This window comes from Sphingomonas sp. ID1715, from assembly GCF_013044515.1.
Classification (GTDB): Bacteria; Pseudomonadota; Alphaproteobacteria; order Sphingomonadales; family Sphingomonadaceae; genus Sphingomonas_B.
Window position 1 is genome coordinate 920,949 of the sequence record NZ_JABEPR010000001.1, and the last position, 19,018, is coordinate 939,966.

The 19,018-nt window shown below is 68.4% G+C and carries 12 protein-coding genes and 1 other RNA gene; 8 read left to right on the forward strand and 5 right to left on the reverse strand.

The annotated features are described in order from the left end of the window. Positions 1 to 146: 146 nt before the first annotated feature. The 5 genes from HJG53_RS04440 to HJG53_RS04460 form a co-directional block, all read right to left on the reverse strand. Complete coding sequence (locus tag HJG53_RS04440; protein WP_171127938.1) at positions 147 to 470, reverse strand: YbaB/EbfC family nucleoid-associated protein; 324 nt, start codon at positions 468 to 470, stop codon at positions 147 to 149. Beyond that, on the reverse strand, positions 467 to 2,068 hold the full coding sequence (locus tag HJG53_RS04445; RefSeq protein ID WP_171127939.1) for a DNA polymerase III subunit gamma/tau: 1,602 nt from the start codon (positions 2,066 to 2,068) through the stop codon (positions 467 to 469). The genes HJG53_RS04440 and HJG53_RS04445 overlap by 4 nt, the downstream gene beginning before the upstream one ends. Positions 2,069 to 2,209: 141 nt before the next feature. Continuing rightward, positions 2,210 to 2,307, reverse strand: an RNA gene (gene ffs, locus HJG53_RS04450) — signal recognition particle sRNA small type. 44 nt (positions 2,308 to 2,351) lie between these two features. Beyond that, positions 2,352 to 2,576 carry a hypothetical protein gene (locus HJG53_RS04455; protein WP_171127940.1) on the reverse strand — a complete coding sequence of 75 codons (225 nt, stop codon included), beginning with the start codon at positions 2,574 to 2,576 and terminating at the stop codon, positions 2,352 to 2,354. 32 nt (positions 2,577 to 2,608) lie between these two features. After that, positions 2,609 to 3,262 carry a uracil-DNA glycosylase gene (locus tag HJG53_RS04460; RefSeq protein ID WP_171127941.1) on the reverse strand — a complete coding sequence of 218 codons (654 nt, stop codon included), beginning with the start codon at positions 3,260 to 3,262 and terminating at the stop codon, positions 2,609 to 2,611. A gap of 23 nt (positions 3,263 to 3,285) precedes the next feature. Between HJG53_RS04460 and folK the strand changes: the two genes are divergently transcribed. From folK to HJG53_RS04500, 8 genes are all read left to right on the forward strand, one after another. Next, a complete protein-coding gene (folK, locus tag HJG53_RS04465; protein ID WP_171127942.1) occupies positions 3,286 to 3,774 on the forward strand; it encodes a 2-amino-4-hydroxy-6-hydroxymethyldihydropteridine diphosphokinase in 489 nt (162 codons plus the stop codon). 174 nt (positions 3,775 to 3,948) lie between these two features. Continuing rightward, a complete protein-coding gene (yajC, locus tag HJG53_RS04470) occupies positions 3,949 to 4,287 on the forward strand; it encodes a preprotein translocase subunit YajC (RefSeq protein ID WP_171127943.1) in 339 nt (112 codons plus the stop codon). Between the two features lie 37 nt (positions 4,288 to 4,324). Beyond that, positions 4,325 to 5,917 carry a protein translocase subunit SecD gene (gene secD, locus HJG53_RS04475; protein WP_171128190.1) on the forward strand — a complete coding sequence of 531 codons (1,593 nt, stop codon included), beginning with the start codon at positions 4,325 to 4,327 and terminating at the stop codon, positions 5,915 to 5,917. Beyond that, positions 5,917 to 6,876 carry a protein translocase subunit SecF gene (gene secF, locus HJG53_RS04480; RefSeq protein ID WP_171127944.1) on the forward strand — a complete coding sequence of 320 codons (960 nt, stop codon included), beginning with the start codon at positions 5,917 to 5,919 and terminating at the stop codon, positions 6,874 to 6,876. The genes secD and secF overlap by 1 nt, the downstream gene beginning before the upstream one ends. 2 nt (positions 6,877 to 6,878) lie before the next feature. Then, positions 6,879 to 7,232, forward strand: coding sequence for an Mth938-like domain-containing protein (locus HJG53_RS04485; protein ID WP_171127945.1), 354 nt, complete (start codon positions 6,879 to 6,881; stop codon positions 7,230 to 7,232). 210 nt (positions 7,233 to 7,442) lie between these two features. Beyond that, positions 7,443 to 9,107: a ShlB/FhaC/HecB family hemolysin secretion/activation protein gene (locus tag HJG53_RS04490; RefSeq protein WP_217352587.1), complete on the forward strand. Its 1,665-nt coding sequence runs from the start codon at positions 7,443 to 7,445 to the stop codon at positions 9,105 to 9,107. Positions 9,108 to 9,118: 11 nt separating this feature from the next. After that, entirely contained in the window at positions 9,119 to 15,946 is a 6,828-nt protein-coding gene (locus tag HJG53_RS18970; RefSeq protein ID WP_171127947.1) for a hypothetical protein, read from the forward strand. Then, a complete protein-coding gene (locus HJG53_RS04500; RefSeq protein WP_171127948.1) occupies positions 15,946 to 18,990 on the forward strand; it encodes a CHAT domain-containing tetratricopeptide repeat protein in 3,045 nt (1,014 codons plus the stop codon). Before HJG53_RS18970 ends, HJG53_RS04500 begins: the two co-directional genes overlap by 1 nt. The last annotated feature ends 28 nt before the right edge of the window (positions 18,991 to 19,018 follow it).

The window sequence follows — 19,018 nt, forward strand, 5'->3', positions numbered from 1 at the left end:
TTGTTCATCGCGATGCCGATCGGGAACTTGTCCACCATGCCGCTATAGACGCCGATGATCGAGTTCACGCTCGAGCTCCGAGAGAGCCCTCATACCCTACGCTGCCCAAAGCTTGTCCCGAAACAAGTTCGGGATGACGACTGACTCTAGAAAGGCAACTTGAAGCCTGGCGGCAGCGGCAGGCCGCTGGTCATCTTGCCCATCTCCTGGCTCGACGCCGCGTCGGCCTTCGCGCGGGCGTCGTTGAAGGCGGCGGCGATCAGGTCTTCGAGCATCTGCTTTTCGCTCGGCTGGATGAGCGAGGGGTCGATGTCGACCGCGATAATCCGGCCCTTGGCGGTCGCGCGCACCTTGACCATGCCGCCGCCCGAGACGCCCTCCACCTCGATCTTGTCCAGGTTCGCCTGCGCCTTGGTCAGTTCGTCCTGGACGTTCTTGGCCATGTTCAGGATGTCGTCGAGATTCTTCATGGGGCACTCCGTCGGTCGGCGGGGCTATAGTCGATCAGCTCCGCGTCTGGAAACGCTTCGAACGCCGCCTTGACCAACGGCGTGTCGAGAATCGCCTGCCGCGCCGCCGCCTCGACCGCCCGCTCCTGCTCCAGCAGCGACGGCTCGGCATCTCCGTCCGCGAGAGTCACAGACCAGACGACTCCAGTCATCCCACGGAGCACGGCGATCAGATCACGCACGAACTCGCCCTGCATGGGCTTCAGCGGCTTCATCGTCAGGTTTGGCGGCGCGTAGGAGATGAGCCCGAGATCATCGTGCAAATGCAGCGCTAGCCTTGGCCGCTGTTCGTACACGAGATCGTAAAGCGCGCGGAAATCGCTTGGATAGCTCGGCGGTGGCGGCGCGGCCGGCGCCGGCGGTGGCACCGGGGCCGCGCGCGCAACAGGCACGGCCTCGCCATTGCCGATCCGCTTCAGCAGCTCGGCCGGGTCCGGCAGTTCAGCTGCATGGACGATGCGGAGCAGCGCCATTTCGGCGGCCTCCAGCGGCATCACCGCGCGCGCCGTCTCGTCATGGCCCTTCAGCAGCAGCTGCCAGAAGCGGTGCAGCTGCGCGAACGATAGCCGCGCCGCCCACTCGCCCAGCGCCTCACGCTCCTCGGCGGCCTGGGACGGATCGGGCGCGCCGCCCATCTTCGCCATCGTCACGCCGTGCACCGCCTCCAGCAGCCCGCGCAGCACGCCGACCGGGTCGACGCCGAGATCATATTGGTCGCGCAGCGCTGCCAGCGCCGGCTGCGCTTCACCGGCAAGCAAATGCCCCAGCAGCCGCCGGATCGCACCGCGATCGGACAGGCCGAGCATCTCGCGCACCTGCGCCGCGGAGACTTCGCCGCCCTCCATATCGGCGTGGGCGATCGCCTGGTCGAGGATCGAGAGACCGTCGCGCGCCGAGCCTTCCGCCGCCCGCGCGATCAGCGCCAGCGCCTCTTCCTCGGCCCGCGCGCCCTCCGCCTCGACAACGCGTGCGAAATGGGCGGCGAGCTTGTCGGCGGGGATGCGGCGCAGATCGAAACGCTGGCAGCGCGACAGCACCGTGACCGGCACCTTGTTGACTTCGGTAGTCGCGAACAGGAATTTCACATGCGGCGGCGGCTCCTCGAGCGTCTTCAGAAGCGCGTTGAACGCGTTCTTCGACAGCATGTGCACTTCGTCGATGATGTAGACCTTGTAGCGCGCCGACACGGCCGAATAGCGCACTGCCTCGATGATCTCGCGCACATCGTCGACGCCGGTGTGAGAGGCGGCGTCCATCTCGACCACGTCGATATGCCGCCCTTCGGCAATCGCCCGGCACGGCTCGCAGACCCCGCACGGATCGATGGTCGGCCCGCCCTGCCCGTCCGGCCCGACGCAGTTCAGCGCCTTGGCGATCAGCCGCGCGGTCGAGGTCTTGCCGACCCCGCGCACCCCGGTCAGCAGGAACGCGTGCGCCAGCCGGTCGCGCCTGATCGCGTTGCCGAGCGTGGTGACCATCGCATCCTGGCCGATCAGCTCGGAGAAACGCTGCGGCCGGTATTTGCGGGCAAGGACGCGATAGGCGGAGGATTCGGGCATGTGTCCGTTCTCTACCCGTTCGTATCGAGCGAAGTCGAGATACGTGGATGGGAAGGAGAGAAGCGCCGCGGCAAAGCCGCGTCGTCGAACGGCTCGTAGAGCCGCCGGCCGCTCCTTCGACAAGCTCAGGACTGAAGGCTGCGCGGTGGGAGCCGGAACGACCCGGGGCGAAATCGTTGTGGCTGCTTCCTTCCGGACCTGACCAGATTGGCGACGGCACCGTCCGCCCGACTCCCGCGCGCCATATGGGCGAGCGCTGCCGGAAGGGCAAGCCACCCGCCGATCAGGGGCGGCGGTTGCGCTCCTCGCGCACCAGCACCGGCTTGATGCAGCCATTTTCGGTTCGCATCACCGTCAGATAGGCCTCGGCCGGCGGCAGTTCGCCGAGCTTGCGGGCGCGGCCTTCGGCCTGCTCGCGAACCGGCATCGGACGCGCCTGCCGGCAAAGCGGCAGCGGCGCCTGCGCGGCTGCGGGCGTGGCGGCGAGGGCAAGAGCAAGGATCAACATCGCGTCATTCCTCCTGCCGCGCTCCTAGCCGATCAGGGCCGGAACGCCAAAGCCCGCTCGAACACCGCTTCGAACATAGCGCGCGTCAGCCGGCCGGTATTCTGGTTGTAGCGCGAGCAGTGATAGCTATCGATCAGCACCTCCCCGCCCGGCATGCGATGCTCCGCCAAATGCCCGAATTTGTGCGCCGCCAGCTTCCCGCCCAGCGTCCGCACCGCCGACTGATGGGCAATCTGCCCGAGCGCGACATAGACGCGCGCATTTGCCAAGGAATCGATCTGCGCAGCGAGGAAGGGCCGGCAATTGGCGATCTCCTCCGGCACCGGCTTGTTCTCGGGGGGCAGGCATTTGACCGAGTTGCAGATGGCGACGCCCTGCAGCCGATAGCCGTCATTCGGATCGGCCTGGTAGGTGCCCTTCGCGAGCCCGAATTTGCTCAACGTCTCGAACAGCAGCTCGCCGGCATAATCGCCGGTGAACGGCCGTCCGGTGCGGTTGGCGCCATGCTTGCCGGGCGCGAGGCCCACGATCACCAGCCAGGCATCGGGGTCGCCGAACGCCGGCACCGGCGCGTTCCACCAATCGGGATATTCGACGCGCAGCGCCTCGCGAAAGGCGACGAGGCGCGGGCAGCGCGGGCAGTCGCCTGGCGGCTCGGTTTCGGGAACGGGGCTGGCAAAGGACACGTCCGCCCGATAGGCGCGAGCGGGTGACGGGGACAAGCTATGCGATCGCGATCGGCTCCAATCGCCGCCACCACCGGCATGGTTTGCCCGATTGCGTGATCGCGGCGGCGGTGCAGGCGCTCGCGAAGCTCGGCGAGGTGCAGGCCGTGTCCCGCACACACGCCACAGCGGCGATGGGACCTGCCGGCCGCCGCTTTGCCAATGCCGCTGTACTGTTGCGTACGGACCGCGCACCCCCTGCCCTGCTCCAGGCGCTCAAGGCCCTGGAGCGACAGTTCGGACGTCGGCCCGGCCGGCGCTGGGGGCCGCGCGTGCTCGACCTCGACATCATTCTCTGGTCGGGCGGCAGCTGGAGCAGCGGCGAGCTCACCGTCCCGCACCCGGCGTTTCGAGAGCGGAGCTTCGTGCTTGGTCCGCTGACCGAGATCGCGCCGGGGTGGCGAGACCCTCTGACGGGACGCACCGTGCGCCAGCTCGCCCACGCCAGCGAACGCCGCCCCGTCCGCGCCTAGGGCGCCGACATCTAATCCGGGCAGCGTACAGTCAGTGTCGGACGGGCCTCGATCCGTCGAAGCCTTGTGGCTGCGCCTCTTCGCCAACTTGCACCCACGGTGCGCGCCGTGATAGGCGCGCCGCTTTGACAGCCGGACGCTTCCGCCGGCGCTGACCAGGCACATATCCGAACGATGTTCGAATCTCCCGCTTACGCTCAGGCAGCCACCGGCGCATCCGCCGGCTCGGGTGCCGCATTCTTCCTGCAGATGGTGCCGCTGCTCGCCATCTTCGTCATCTTCTGGTTCCTGCTGATCCGGCCGCAGCAGCGGCGGATGAAGGAGCACCAGGCCAAGATCGGCGCGGTCAAGAAGGGCGACACCGTCGTCACCGGCGGCGGCCTGGTCGGCAAGGTCACCAAGGTCGAGGACCAGCATGTCGAGATCGAGCTCGCGCCGCAGGTGCGGGTGCGCGCGGTCAAGGCGACCTTGTCCGACGTGCAGACGCTGACGCTCGCCAAAGCGAACGACTGAGCCCATGGCCACTGCTGCTGCACGCACCACGACGGGCCTGCTCGAATTCCCGCGCTGGAAGGTGATCGGCATCGTCCTGCTGATCCTGACCGGCATCATGCTCGCGGTGCCGAGCTTCGTGCCCGAACGGCTGACACCGGGCATGAAGCTGCCGCGGATCAATCTCGGCCTCGACCTGTCCGGCGGTTCGCACCTGCTGCTCGAAGCGGATGCGTCCAGCCTGCTCAAGCAGCGGCTGGAGCAGATGGAAGAGACGATCCGCACCGAAATGCGCCGCGGCGATCCGCGCATCGCGATCGGCGACATCTCCACCTCCGGCAACCAGCTGAGCTTCTTCGTCCGCGACGTGACCCAGGTGGATCAGGCGGTCGAACGCGTCCGCCAGCAGACCAACGGCGTTGGCGTGACCGGCCAGCGCGACTGGGATGTGCGGGTGGTCGACAGCAACCGCATCATCATGACGCCGACTCAGGCGGGTCAGAACGACGCGGTCGACAAGGCGATGGAAGTCGCCACCGAAGTGGTCCGCAAGCGCATCGACGAACTCGGCACGCGCGAGCCGACCATCGTGCGCCAGGGCGGCACCCGCATCGTCGTGCAGGTGCCGGGCCTGCAGAATCCCGAAGCGCTCAAGAACCTGCTCGGCAAAACCGCGAAGCTCGAGTTCAAGCTGGTCGACGTGACCGCCTCGCCCGCCGATCTCGCCGCGGGCCGGGCGCCGGTCGGCGGCCAGGTGCTGCGCTATCCCGACAACCCCGCCGGCGGTCCGGTGATCGCGGTCAAGCGCGCGGTGCTGATTTCCGGCGACCAGCTGATCGACGCGCAACAAGGCTTCGACCAGCGCAACAACGCGCCGGTCGTCAACATCCGCTTCGATGGCCAGGGCGGCCGCCGCTTCGCCAAGGTCACGCAGGAAAATGTCAACAAGCCTTTCGCAATCATCCTCGACAATCAGGTGATTTCGGCGCCGAACATCAACGAGCCGATCCTGGGCGGCCAGGCGCAAATTTCCGGCAATTTCACCGTCGAGAGCGCCAACGAGCTCGCCATCGCGCTGCGCTCGGGCAAGCTGCCGGTCGACCTGAAGGTCATCGAGGAACGCACGGTCGGCCCGCAGCTCGGCGCGGACTCGATCCGCGCCGGCGTGCTCGCGTCGGTGATCGCGGTCGCGCTCGTCGTCGCCTTCATGCTGGTGACCTATGGCCGGTTCGGCGTCTATGCGAACCTCGCCGTCATCATCAACGTGTTCGTGATCCTGGGCGTGATGTCGCTGCTGAACGCGACGCTGACGCTGCCGGGCATCGCCGGCTTCGTGCTGACCATCGGCACGGCGGTCGACGCCAACGTGCTGATCAACGAGCGCATCCGTGAGGAACGGCGCCGCGGCCGCTCGGTCGTCCAGGCCGTGGAGCTCGGCTATAAGGAAGCGAGCCGCACCATCTTCGAAGCGAATACGGTGCACGCCATTTCCGGCCTGATCATGCTCGCGCTCGGCTCGGGTCCGGTGAAGGGCTTCGCGGTCGTGCTGCTGATCGGCATCGTCACCTCGGTGTTCACCGCCGTCACCTTTACCCGCATGTTGACCGCAGGCTGGATCCGCCGCCACCGGCCGACGGAGATGACCATCTGATGCGTCTGCTGAAACTCGTCCCCGACAATACGAACCTGCCGTTCGTCTCGCTGCGCTATTGGGCGTTCGGCATCACTGCGGTGCTGACGCTGGTCGCCTGCGCACTGGTCGGCACGCGCGGCCTGAACCTGGGCGTCGATTTCGTCGGCGGCCTGATGATCGAAGCCAAGTTCGACCAGCCGCCGTCGCTCGACCGCGTCCGTTCGACCGTGGACGGCCTCGGCGTCGGCGAAGGTTCGCTGCAGAGCTTCGGCGATCCCAAGACCATCTCGATTCGCCTGCCGCTGCCGCAGGATGCGGACGAAGGCGCCACCAACCGCGTGGTGCAGCGGGTGCAAAAGGCGCTGCGCGGCGTCTACCCCGACGTGCAGTTCACCCGCTACGATACCGTGTCCGGCAAGGTCTCGGGCGAGCTGATCCGCAACGGCCTGCTCGCCGTGCTGCTGGCCGTGCTCGGCATCGCCGTCTTTTCCTGGCTGCGCTACGAATGGCAGTTCGGCGTCTCAACCTTCGTCGCGATCATGCACGACGTGCTGATGACGATGGGCTTTTTCGCGCTCACTCGGCTGGAATTCGACCTGAACATCGTCGCCGCGGTGCTGACCATCATCGGCTATTCGATCAACGACAAGATCGTCATCGACGACCGTATCCGCGAGAATATGCGCAAATATCGGCAGATGGACATGCGCGCGCTGATCGACCTTTCGGTCAACGAAACGCTGCCGCGCACGGTGATGACGTCGCTGACCATCCTGCTCGCATTGGGCGCGCTGCTGATCTTTGGCGGCCATGTGCTGCGGGGCTTCACCGCGGCGATGATCCTCGGCATCGTGATCGGCACCTATTCGTCGATCTATGTGTCTTCGTCGCTGCTGATCACGCTCGGGCTGCGGCCCGGCGTGCCGCTCGGCGGGCAGGGCGAGGGCAAGCCGGGCGTCAACGTCGCCAAGCCGTGAAGATGGACAAGGGCCCAAGGGCGAGCGGACCGCTCGTCACGGGCTTTGCCGGCAGCGGCTTCAAGGTGGACGGGCAAGCCACCGCCGGCGGCGTGCTGCTCACTCCCGAATGGTGGCGGGCCTGGGACGGAGCCCTGGACGAAGCCGCGCTGGAGCCGCTGGTCGCGCTTTCCCCTGAGTTCATCCTGATCGGCACCGGCGCCACGCTGGCCCGGCCGGCACGGGCGTTGGTCCGCGCAATCGAAGAGCGCGGTGTCGGCTTGGAGATCATGGACAGCCGCGCCGCCGCGCGGGCGTGGGGCGTGCTCCGCGCGGAGGAGCGCTGGATCGCCGCGGCACTGCAACCGCTGGCCTGACCGGTCCCGCCTAGCCAAACGCGCCCCGGCGAACCACCACACTTCCCCAAGCGGTTCAGCGGTTTAGGCTTGCAGACGGCGTCAGAACGGTCTTTATGAGCCGCAGACGCCAAAAGGCGCACCCTGGTTCGTTCGGGACGCGCGAACCACCAAGAAAAACAGGGGGAAAGTGTGGGCGTTCCGCTCAGGCTTGCGCGTGCCATCATCTTTTTGGGGTCAAGCATCGCCGCCATCGCGGCCACGGCGCAGGTCGTGCCGCCGACGCGCGAGGAGGTGGCGCCGCCGCCCGCGCCCGCGCCGACAGGTCCGCGTGTGCGGGTGGAGGGCGGCATCGAGCGCGCGCCCTGCCCACTTGACGACCCCGCTTACGCCAATTTGAAAGTCACCGTTACCTCGGCGGTGTTCAACAATCTGAAGGGCATCTCGCCCGAGGAACTGGCGCCGGCCTATCGCGCCTATCTGGGGCAGGAACGGCCGATCAGCGTTGTCTGCGAAATCCGCGATGCGGCGGCCACCGTGCTGCGCAACCGCGGCTATCTCGCCGCCGTTCAGGTGCCGACGCAGAAGATCGACAATGGCGAGGTCCGCTTCGAGGTGCTTTACGCGCGCCTTGCGGCAGTCCGGGTGCGCGGCGATGCCGCCGGCGCCGAACGGCTGATCGCGTCTTATCTGGAGCCGCTGACCAAGCAGGACGTGTTCAATCGCATTGAGGCGGAACGCTATCTGCTGCTCGTCCGCGACCTGCCTGGCTATGATGTGCGGCTGACGCTGCGGCCGGCGGGCACCGGTCCGGGCGAAGTGGTGGGTGACGTGACGGTCACCCGCACGCCCTATGTCATCGATCTGAACGTGCAGAACCTCGCCGGGCGCGACACGGGGCCATGGGGCGCGCAGCTCCGCGCGCAATTCTTCGGCCTGACCGGCCTCGGCGACCGCACCAGCATCGCCTTCTACTCGACCGCGGATTTCGAAGAGCAGCAGATCCTCCAGCTCGCCCATGATTTCCGCGTCGGCAGCGAAGGCCTGACGCTCAGCGGACGATTCAATTACGCCTGGACCGAACCCGATCTGGTTGACGGCCAGGGCCGGCGGCTGACCGTCAAGGCACGCACTTTGTTCGCCAATGCCGAGGCGAGCTATCCGTTCCTGCGCAGTCAGGCGGCGAATGTGCGCGGCGCGCTGGGCTTCGATTTCGCCAACCAGCGCGTCGTCACCCGCAACCCGGACGCGATCCTCAATCGCGACCGGCTGCGCGTCGCTTATCTGCGCGTCGAGGGCGACGCGACGGATGCGCGCGTTGGCGCGGTGCCGGGCTGGCGCGTCGGCGGCAGCGCGGAGCTGCGACGCGGGCTCGACATTTTCGATGCGAACGGCCGCTCGCCCGATCCACGTGTTGGCCGGCTCGGCGATCCGACCGCGACGTTGGTCCGAGGAGCCGCTTATGGCGAGACTCAGCTGGTGCCGAACCTCGCCTTTGCCGTCGCGATGCGCGGGCAATACGCCTTCGACCGGCTGCTCAGCTTCGAGCGCTTCTCGGGCGGCAATTACACGATCGGCCGCGGCTATGATCCGGGCACGATCATCGGCGATCATGGACTGGGCGTCTTGGCGGAACTGAAGGTCAACCAATGGGCGCCGTTCCGCGGCCGTGAGGTAGCGCTGCAGCCCTTCGCCTTTGTCGACACCGCCCGAGCCTGGACCAAAGGCGGCGGCTCGGACCGGCTGACGTCGCTCGGCGCTGGCATGCGCGCCGGGCTGTTCAACCGCGCCCGCCTCGACGCCACGCTGGCCGTGCCGGTCGAGCGCGCCGGCCCGCTGGGCCGCCGCGGCGATGTCCGCTTCCTGGTTTCGCTCACGACCCAATTGCTGCCCTGAGGAGCGCGTTCATGCTCACCACCCGCACCGCTCGCCCGATCCGCCGCATCGCCGCGGGCAGCTCCGTCATTGCGCTCGCGACCATGCTCGCGGGGCCCGCGCACGGTCAGAGCGCGCCGCTCGCCTATAACGCGCCCGATCCGACGGTCGTCTCTGGCACGGTCAACATCAATCGTGGCGTCACGCCCAATGTCGAGACCTACACCGTCACCTCCCCCACCGCGGTGATCGACTTCACGCCCAGCGACACAGGGGTCGGCGGCGGCGCGATCAACTTCCAGAATGCCGGCTCGACGGTCACCTACCAGGGCACGAGCGACTTCACGATCTTGAACCGGATCGTGCCGTCAGACCCATCCCGCGCGGTGCAGTTCAACGGCACGGTGATGAGCCGCATCGTCGGCAACGCGTCTCCGACTCCGGGCGGCAGCGTGTGGTTCTACAGCCCTGGCGGCATCATCGCCGGCAACGGCGCGGTGTTCGACGTGCAGGGGCTGCTGCTCGCGACCGGCGACCCGACCGGCGGCAGCGGCACGATCGGTTCGACGACCAGCTTCTCGATCGCGAGCGCCGCCGGCAGCAATGCGTCTGTCAACATTCAGCCCGGCGCCCAGATCATCGCCAATCCGGAAGGCAGCTATGTCGCGCTGGTCGCGCCGGTCGTGCAGCAGAACGGATCGGTCCGCGTCAACGGCTCGGCCGCCTATGTCGCGGCCGAACAGGCGACGCTGTCGATCAACCAGGGTCTGTTCGACATTTCGGTCGCGGTGGGGTCGGACGGGCCGAACGGCTTTCCGCTGATCCACCAGGGCATGACCGGAGGACCGTCGAGCAGCGGCAGCGGCGACCGCCAGGGCATCTTCATGGTCGCGGTGCCCAAGAACAGCGCGATCACCATGCTGATCGCGCCGAGCGGGGACCTCGGCTTCGACGTGGCGGGCGCCGCGGGCATCGAGAATGGCGCCATCTATCTGCAGGCGGGCGGCGACCTGTCCGTCAACCCGTTCAACAGCACCGAGGCGCGCATCGCGTCGCTGCCGGATTCGCCGCTCGCCGCGACGATCAGCCTGGCCGGCGGGAATGCCACCGGCACCCGAGTCACCTCCACACTGGTCGCGCAGGCGAGCGGCAACACCACCGTCCAGTCGCTCGCCAACAACCGGCTGATCGGCTTCGACCAGGAAGCCTATCTCTATGCCGGCAAGACGGCGAGCCTGACCAATAGTTCGGGCCAGGCCTTCACCGCGGCCAAGCGGGTTGTCGTCAACGCGTTCGGCACCGCCGCGGGCCAGGCGGATGTGCTCGCCAATGGCGGCAGCACGATGACGTTCCAGGGCGCGCTCGACATCTATGCGAGCAGCTATCCAAACCGCGGCTTCCCAGGCGCGTTCGACGCGAGGACCGGCGGCCTGGCCTTCCTGCAGGCGAACGGCGCCGGCTCGTCGATCAGCGCGCAGACGGTGCGCGTGAACGCAATGGGCATCGGGGCGGCCTCCGGCGCGACGACGGCGGGCGGCAAGGCGCAGATCCTCGCCACCAATGGCGGCGCAATCACGCTGGCCGGCAGCGTCACGATGGACGCCAGCGCGACCGGCTTCGCTTTCGGCAACAGCGGGACCGGCGGAACGGCGGAGCTGGTCGTCGACAAGGGCGCGATCGCGATCTCAGGCGCGGCCAATATGACGGCGAACGGCGCCGGATCGGGCGGCGCGAGCGGCATCGGCGGCCTGGCTCGCCTTTTCTCCGGATCGCAGGGCGGCTCGATCAGTGCCGGCGATACGTTCGCGCTGGCGAACGGCACCGCGTTTGCGACCGGCACCGGCCCGGCCGGCAGCGGCAAGGCGGGGACGGCCGCGATCGATCTGTCCACGACGGCGGCGGGCGCGACGACCACCGTGACGGTCAACAGCATCGACCTTCGCGCCGAAGGGCGCGGCGGCAATGGCGGCGGCAGCGGCAGTTTCGCCGGCGGGGCGGCCACGGGCGGCCTGGTTCGGCTGAATGCCAATGCCGGGGTGAGCTTCGCTTCGGCTGCCGCCGCCTCCATGTTAGTCGGCGCCAGCGGCGGCAATGGTGGGCCGGGCGGAAGCGGCGGCGCGGCGACCGGCGGCGGCATTCAGGTCAATGCGACGGGTGGCACGATCAACTTTGGAAATGCGAACCCGACGCTGAGCGCGACCGTTTCCGGTGGTCAGGGTGGCGCTGGACCGAGCCAAACCACGCCCGGCGGAGCAGGCGGCGCCGCCACAGCAGGCACGGGCGTGTCCGTGTTTGCCAATGGCGGATCGATCACCGGCAAGAATGTCTTCGTCAACGCCACCGCGACAGGCGGGACGGGGGGCAACGGCTTTGGCGGGACCGGCCTGGCCGGCAGTGGCGGCGCCGCGACTGCCGCGGACACATTCATCGGCACCAACGGCAATGGCCAGATCGTATTCGGCGACGTGACCATGCTTTCGAATGCCAATGGCGGTTCGACCGGCACCGGCCTGGCCCAGCCGGGGGGCGCGAGCGGCGTCACCACGGCGGGCAACACGACAGTCAGCGCGAACTCCGGCCTCGTTCAGCTATCGAACCTGTCGCTCCGCTCCGACGCGTTCGGCGGCACCGGGAATGCGCAGGGATCGAATGCCGCGGCGGTGACGGCCAAGAGTGCCAATGCCAACGCGCAGAATGGCGGCACGCTGAAGGTGACCGCGGGTATCTTCCAGCTCTCGGCGGAAGCCTTTGGCGGCGACGCCATGGGCGTGCCTGGAGGCGCGCTGGTCAGTGCCGGCGAGGCTTTCGGTGGTAACACCAACATCTTCGCCGGCACCGGCGGCACGGTCGATTCCTTTGCTACTTTCGTCGGCCTCGACGCGAGCGGTGATGGAGGTGCCGAGGTCGGAAGCGGCAATGTGCTGGGCGGCACGGGCCGGGCGGGCACCGCGCAGATCAACGCCAGCGGCGGCACGGTGACGCTGCGCAGCGACGTCGAGCTGATCGCCGATGCATCGGGCGGCGATGGTGGCGGCACGGGCGATGGCGGCATGGGCATAGGCGGTCACGCCCGGCTCGGCACCTTCGGCGCGCTGGCGAACAGCAAGGTCACGGTCACCGGCGACGTGATCATGGATGCGAGCGGCTTCGGGGGCGGAGCGGATGACGGACTGGGCGGCGACGGCCTCGGCGGCACGCCTCCCGATCCAAATGCCGGTCCCTTCGACAAAGGCGCCTATCTGGTCGTCATCGGTGGCGAGCTGGGCATCGGCGGCACCGTAAGTATCGATGCCGCGGGCCGGGGCGGCATTGGCGTGGCGGGCGGCGGCAGTGGCGTCGGCGGCCTTGCCAATCTGGTGGCGTTCGGCGGCACGATCGCTGCGCCGGGGACGCTCGACATCGACGTCTCCGGGTCGGGGGGCGATGCCGATTCGGGCAAGAGCGCGACCGGCGGTTCCGCCCAAGGCGGACTGGCGCTGATCTCGGCCACCTCCGGCGGCGACTCGCAAGGGGGTGGGACGATTCCGGTCGGCACGCCGAGCAGTGTCAGTTTCGGTCAGGCCTTTGTCGACGTCTCGGCGAGCGGCGGCCGTGGTGGCGACGGCGCCGCCGGAGCTGCCGGAGGAACCGGTGGCGAGGGCCTCGGTGGCGTCTTTGCAGCCAATGCGCAGGCGGGCAGCGGCACGCTCGCCATGGGGAATATTCTGGCGTTCGCCCAAGGCGAAGGCGGTGCCGGCGGGACCGGCGGCGCGAACGGCGCCGGTGGCGCGGGCGGTCGCGGTGTAGGTGGCGGGGCCATCAATATCGGCACGGTCAGCGGCCCTGCCACGGCCGGCAATGCGGGCAGCGCCCAGTTCGGTGACGTGAATCTGCTGGCAGTCGGCCTTGGCGGTGAAGGCGGTGCCGGCACCGGCGCCGCCGGGGGTACGGGCGGTGAGGGCGTCGGTGGTGCGGCGGGCCTGTTGTCGCGCGGCAGCCCGGTCACAGCCGGCAATGTGACGCTGAATGCCGGTGCGTTCGGCGGAACCGGCGGTGATGGTTCCGCGCAGGGAGCCGGCGGCGCCGCGAGCGGCGGACGGATTTCGCTCCTCGCCACCAACCGGTTCAACCGAACGGAACGCGGCTCGCTGACTGCCGTCTCCTATTTCGGCAGCGCGATCGCGTTTGCCGGTGCCGGGAGCACGCCCGGCGGGACGACAGCCGGCATTGTCCAGGTCCAGGTCAGCAAGGCCGATGCCACGCTCGGCAGCCTCGACCTGTTCACGACCGGCGACAATCCGCCTCCCGCAGGCTCCGATTCGTTCCTGAAGGTCGATAATGGCGTGCTCGCGGCGACCAACGGCATCAGCCTGTCGGTGATCGGCGACCTCAATCTCGCGGTGATCGACAATGGCGTGGTGCGGACGAACAATCTCTCGCTGACCGCAACGGGATCGCTGACCCCGCCGCCGGTCGGCTCGACTCCAGGTCTGTTCGACATTTCGGACAGCTTCTTCGCCAGTATCGGCGGCGATTTCGTGACGCCCACCGATTACAATCTCGCCGGCTCGCTGCGCATCGACGCGCAGGGCCGCATCCAGGTCGGCAACGTCACCGCCGGCGGCGATGTCGATCTGAACAGCACGGGCACGCTTCAGGCCGGCAATATCAGTGCCGGCGACAGCATCCTACTGACCTCGCAGGACACGGTGACGGCCGGGAATCTGACCGCGGCGACAGGCGACCCGAACCTGATCCTGGGGCAAGTGTCGGTGGAAGGTCAGCGTGGCGTCGCCATCGGCGATGTCGCGGGTGCATTCGTCGACATCAGCGACACGCCGGACGGCAATTTCGCCGGCAACGTCGCGACCGGCAACATCAAGGGCGAGACGATCAGCGTCTCCAGTCGCGGCACGGTTAGCCTTGGCACCGTTACCCAGCGGGACTTCTATCCCGGCATCGACGCCGATCAGTTCGGCGGGGTGTTCCTGCAGGCGAGCGGTACGCTGGCCAGCGGGGCGATCGCCGCGGCGGGATCGGTGCTGATCAGCGGCGGCAATGCGGTCAACCTCGGCAGCATCGACGCCGGCGACAATATCTTCATCCAGAGCCTCGGTGGCTTGACCACAGGCAATCTGACGGCTGCCTCGGGTGACCAAAACCTGATCGACGGCGACATCGAATTGCTGTCCGGCGCCCAGATCCAGCTCGGCAACGTGACCGGCGCGACGATCGACATCAGCAATGCCGGGCCAGGGCAGATCGTCACCGGCGCGCTGAAGGCGGAAACGGTCGGCGTGCAGGGCCTCGGCACCGTCTCGACCGGCGATATCACGACCGGCGATTTCTACGCCGGCATCGACACCAGCGCCGACAACTATCTGATCGGCGTTGGCGCGAGCGGCAATGTGACGGTCGGCAATCTGGTCGGCTTCACCTCGATCGGTCTCGGCTCCGAGCAGGGCAGCGTGACGGCCGGCACCGTGCAGGCGCAGGACAGCGTGCTGATCCTCGCCAAGACGAATGTCAGCGCCGGTGCCGTGACCGCCGGCAGCGGCGCGGGCGATTACCTCTTCGTCTCCAACATCAGCGGGCTCGGTTCGGACCCGGTGTTTGCCGGTTTCGACTTCGACAATTTCGCCGATTTCGATCCCACCAAGCTCGGCCAGGCGACCGTCATTGCCTTGGACGATGTGCGGCTCGGCGGAGTGACGACCGTCAACCCGTTCACGCTCGCGGCCAATGCGGCGATCGACTTCAGTGGCGACGTGAGCGCCCCGACGATCAAGCTGACGTCGAACGACCTGAATCTGACCGGCGGTGCCCGTCTGGGCGACACCCAGTCCTCGCTGACCCTCATCGCCAATCAAAGCGTGACCTTCGGCGGGTCAGGCAACGGCACGGGCTATACGATCAGCGGCGCCGAGGCTCAGGGGCTGAGGGGCTCCAATATCCTGCTGCAGGGGCCGACGGTGACGGTCGGCGCGGCGACCTTGCAAGGCTCGTCCGTGCCGAACCTGACGCTGGAGTCGAGGAGCGGAGACCTGCGCGTGATCGGCGCTCTCGCCGTTCAGAATGCGGCGGGCAGCATGCTAAGCCTGAAGGCATCGGGACGGCTGCTTGTCGTCAACGACGGCAGCGCCGGCGTCGAGATGACCGGCGGCAATGGCCTGGCCGGGACGCTCAACCTGTCCGGCAGCAGCGTGATCGTTGCGGATGCGGGACTGGTCCAGCAGTTCGGCAATGGCTTCGACTTTGCCGGCCGCGACCAGGCGCTGGCGACGCCCTCCGGTTTCGCGCGGCCGAATGGCGTGGTGCGTGCGGGCACGCTCAACATCGACGCGGTCAATCTGGTGGCGGTCCAGAACAGCGGCAGTGCCACGCAGTTCGCCGGCTTCGATGCCGGCCAGCTGCGGGTCGGCCGCGCGTCGGGGACCGAGCCGTTGCAGCTGATCATGTTCGGACGGCTGCAGGGCAATGCCGGCAGCGGCATTCGCAGCCTCATCTCCTACAAGGACGCGCAAGGCGTCGCGACGCCCCTGGCGAGCAGCGCCAGCGTCAATGGCTGCCTCGTGGCCTCCGAGAATTGCGGACAGGTCGAGCCGGAGCAGGACCCGATCGTCGAAGTGGTGCAGGAAGTGCTACCGCCGACGCTGTCGCAGGTGCGTCAGCTGATCGAGCAGCCGCTGCAGTCGCTCGCCGGCCCCGTCCCGACCGACCCGGCCGAGGTGACTGCCCTGCCGACGATCAACCTGGTGACGGCGGTCGATGCGGAGCCGCTCGCGCCCGATCCGATCGTCAACGATGCGGTGAGCGGTGGCGGCAATCCCAGCTTGTGGGAAACGCCGGCCGAGGATGAGCCGTCCGGGGGAGACGAATGATGATCCGGTCCAACCTCCTTGCGCTGGGCGCCTTGGCCGCGCTCGTCGCACCCCTGAGCGCCGCGCCGCCGGAGCCGCTCAGCACGCGCGAGTCCTTTCGCATCGGCAGTTCCGGCGTCAGCTGCACGGCACAGCTGCGGCCGATGGACGCCCGCCTGAAAGACATGTTCGATCGCGGCTATGCGATCGTGTGTCGCGACGCCGCCGCGCCGGTCGGCAGCCTTTATGCGCTGAAAGGCGACGGGTCGGCCCGCCTTGCGGCGGCGGGACACCAATGCGGACCCGATCAGGCGGCGGAGGTGCCCGGCCTTGCCGGCGCCCGCGTCATCGATTGCGAAAGCGAGGACAAGCTCCGCTACCGCACCTACACGTTCGCTCGCCGCGGCACGTTGTTCGCAGCGGAGGGACTCGCCGGCTATGATTCGGCGCTGAAGCTCGGCCTTGCCAGCATCGTCAGTGATCGGCCGGTCACCGGCGAAGTGCAGGTCGCGGTCACCGCCGCCGGCGATCCGGCCGCCTTCGCGCGGGTGCAGGCCGGCGCGCTCGACGCGGACGGCGCGCTCCAGCAGGGCTATGCCCGCAGCAATGAAGGCAGCTACGCTGAGGCGGCGGAGTTCTTCCAGACGCTCTCCGAGCGCACCGCCGGCATGGCCGACGCGCCGCGGCTGACCGAATATCTGGTCAACCAGGGCCTGCAACAGTCCAATCTCGGCCAGTTTCCCGCCGCGACGGCGGCGTTCGAGCAGGCCGAGGCGCGCGGGGCGGCAGCCGATCCGATCGCCGGTCGGCTGCTGCGCAATTATCGTGCGCTGCACCAGATCAACCAGAAGCGGCCGGCCAAGGCGCTCGAAGAGCTGCAGCGGCCGGTGGCCGAAGTCGATCGCTATGCCACCGATGCGCTCAGCGCCGCCGAAATCACGCCGCGGCTGGCGCAGGAGATCAACCGCGCCAATGCCGCGCTGAACCGGACCGGCGGGCTCGACAGCCGGCTCCAGCCCTATGAGCGGGCGCAGATCCTCGACGCGCAGAAGCAGCAGATCCAGGGCATCGCGCTCCGTCTGCAGGGCCGTTACGCCGAGGCGCTGCGCGCGTTCGACCAGGCGGAACGCGCGCTGGCCGGCGTGCGCCAGGGCCGCGTCGCCTCGACCGCGTTCATGCGCTCGGAGATCCTCGGCGAGACCGGCATTGCGCGCGAGATGAGCGGCGACACGGCCGCTGCGGGTGCCGCCCTCACCCGCGCCGTGGCGCTCCTCGAGGCCAGCTACCCGCAATCCGCGGCCCTGCTGCAGGCAAAAAGCCGGCTGGCGTCCTTCTACGCCCGCACCGGCCGCGCCGACGAGGCGGTGACGCTCTACGCGGCGATCGTGGCCGACAGCGAGCATGTGCCGGGCGCCTCCGCGGCGATGCGTGACACGCTCGCGCCCTATTTCCGGCTGCTCGCCGCTCGCTCGGCGTCCGACCCGAATGCGGCGGCGGCAATGTTCTCGGCCAACCAGATCTTCGTCCGACCGGGCGTGGCCCAGACCCAGGCGGTGCTGGCGCGCGAATTGTCGGAAGGCGATGACGAAGCGGCGATGCTGTTCCGCGAGGCCGTCAACCAGTCGCGCGAAGTGGTGAGGCAGACGGCGGAGGTGGCGAACCTCGCTGCCGCCAACCCGCCCGAGGGCGGCGAGGCGGCAGCCGCACTGGCGGCTGCCCGCGACCGGCTGAAGACCCTGGAGGGCGAGCAGACCGCGCTGCAGTCGCGGCTCAGCAAATATCCTCGCTACCGCGTGCTCTCCCCGCAGACGCTGACCCTTGCCGACCTGCAGAAGACGCTGCGGCCGGGCGAGGCCTATTACCAGCTGCGTCTGGTCGGGCAGGACGCCTATGCGGTCTTCGCGACGCCGGAGCGCAGTCGCGCGGTGCGGATCGCCGCCAATGCCACCACTTTGGGCGACAGCGTCGCCAGGCTGCGGGACAGCATCGTCAAGCTCGATAGCGGCCAGCTTGTCACGACGCCGTTCGACCTGGTGCGGGCACGCCAGCTCTACGCAACCCTGTTCGATCCGATCGGCGGGGATGCGCTGGCCGGGGTCAAGCATCTGATCTTCGAGCCCGACGGACCGCTGCTGCAGCTTCCGGTGTCGCTGCTCGTCGCCGATCAGGCGAGCGTGGATACCTATCAGAAGCGGATCGCTGGACCGGCCGCAGACAAATTCGACATGCGCGGCGTCGCCTGGCTCGGCAAGGACCGGGAGGTGACGACCGCCGTCTCCGCCCGCTCCTTCGCCGACGTGCGCCAGGTTGCGCCTTCGGCCGGCAAGCGGGCCTATCTGGGCCTGGGCGAGAATGCGCCGCCGTTCAGCGCTGCCTCGTTCCTGTCGACGAGCGCGCCCGCCAATGTCGATCCCTGCGACTGGCCGCTCGAGACGTGGAACCGCCCGATCTCGGCCGCCGAACTGCAATTCGCCCGTTCGGCGCTCGGCGCCCAGCAGGCGGCGGTGCTGACCGGCGCCGAATTCGCCGACACCAACATCGTCAATCGCTCGGACCTGCGCGATTATCGGGTGCTCCACTTCGCGACGCACGGCCTCGTCACCGCCCCGCGCCCGCAATGCCCGGCGCGGCCGGCGCTGCTCACCTCGTTCGGCGGGGCGGGTTCGGACGGTCTGCTGAGCTTCAAGGAGGTCTATGACCTGAAAATCGACGCGGATTGGGTGATCCTTTCCGCCTGCGACACGGCTGGCATGGCAACGGTTAGTGCGACCCGCGAGGCGGGCATCGCCACCGGTGGCAATTACGCGTTGGACGGCCTGGTGCGCGCCTTTGTCGGCGCCGGCGCCCGGGCGGTGATTGCCAGCCACTGGCCGGTGCCGGACGATTACGACGCCACCAAGCGGCTGATTACCGGCTTGTTCAGCGCGCCCGCCGGAACGCCGGCTGGTCAGGCGCTGCGTGCGGCGCAGGTCCAGCTGATGGATGACGCGAACACGTCGCACCCCTATTACTGGGCGGCGTTCGCGATCGTTGGCGACGCCGAACGGCCGCTGCTCCAGCGCTGATCGGGGTTGGCGCTCGAGCCGATCAGCC

Coding starts and splice junctions, on each gene's coding strand:
- HJG53_RS04440 (WP_171127938.1), bottom strand. CDS start 470: ATGAAGAATCTCGACGACATCCTGAACATGGCCAAGAACGTCCAGGAC.
- HJG53_RS04445 (WP_171127939.1), bottom strand. CDS start 2,068: ATGCCCGAATCCTCCGCCTATCGCGTCCTTGCCCGCAAATACCGGCCG.
- HJG53_RS04455 (WP_171127940.1), bottom strand. CDS start 2,576: ATGTTGATCCTTGCTCTTGCCCTCGCCGCCACGCCCGCAGCCGCGCAG.
- yajC (WP_171127943.1), top strand. CDS start 3,949: ATGTTCGAATCTCCCGCTTACGCTCAGGCAGCCACCGGCGCATCCGCC.
- secF (WP_171127944.1), top strand. CDS start 5,917: ATGCGTCTGCTGAAACTCGTCCCCGACAATACGAACCTGCCGTTCGTC.
- HJG53_RS04485 (WP_171127945.1), top strand. CDS start 6,879: ATGGACAAGGGCCCAAGGGCGAGCGGACCGCTCGTCACGGGCTTTGCC.
- HJG53_RS18970 (WP_171127947.1), top strand. CDS start 9,119: ATGCTCACCACCCGCACCGCTCGCCCGATCCGCCGCATCGCCGCGGGC.
- HJG53_RS04500 (WP_171127948.1), top strand. CDS start 15,946: ATGATCCGGTCCAACCTCCTTGCGCTGGGCGCCTTGGCCGCGCTCGTC.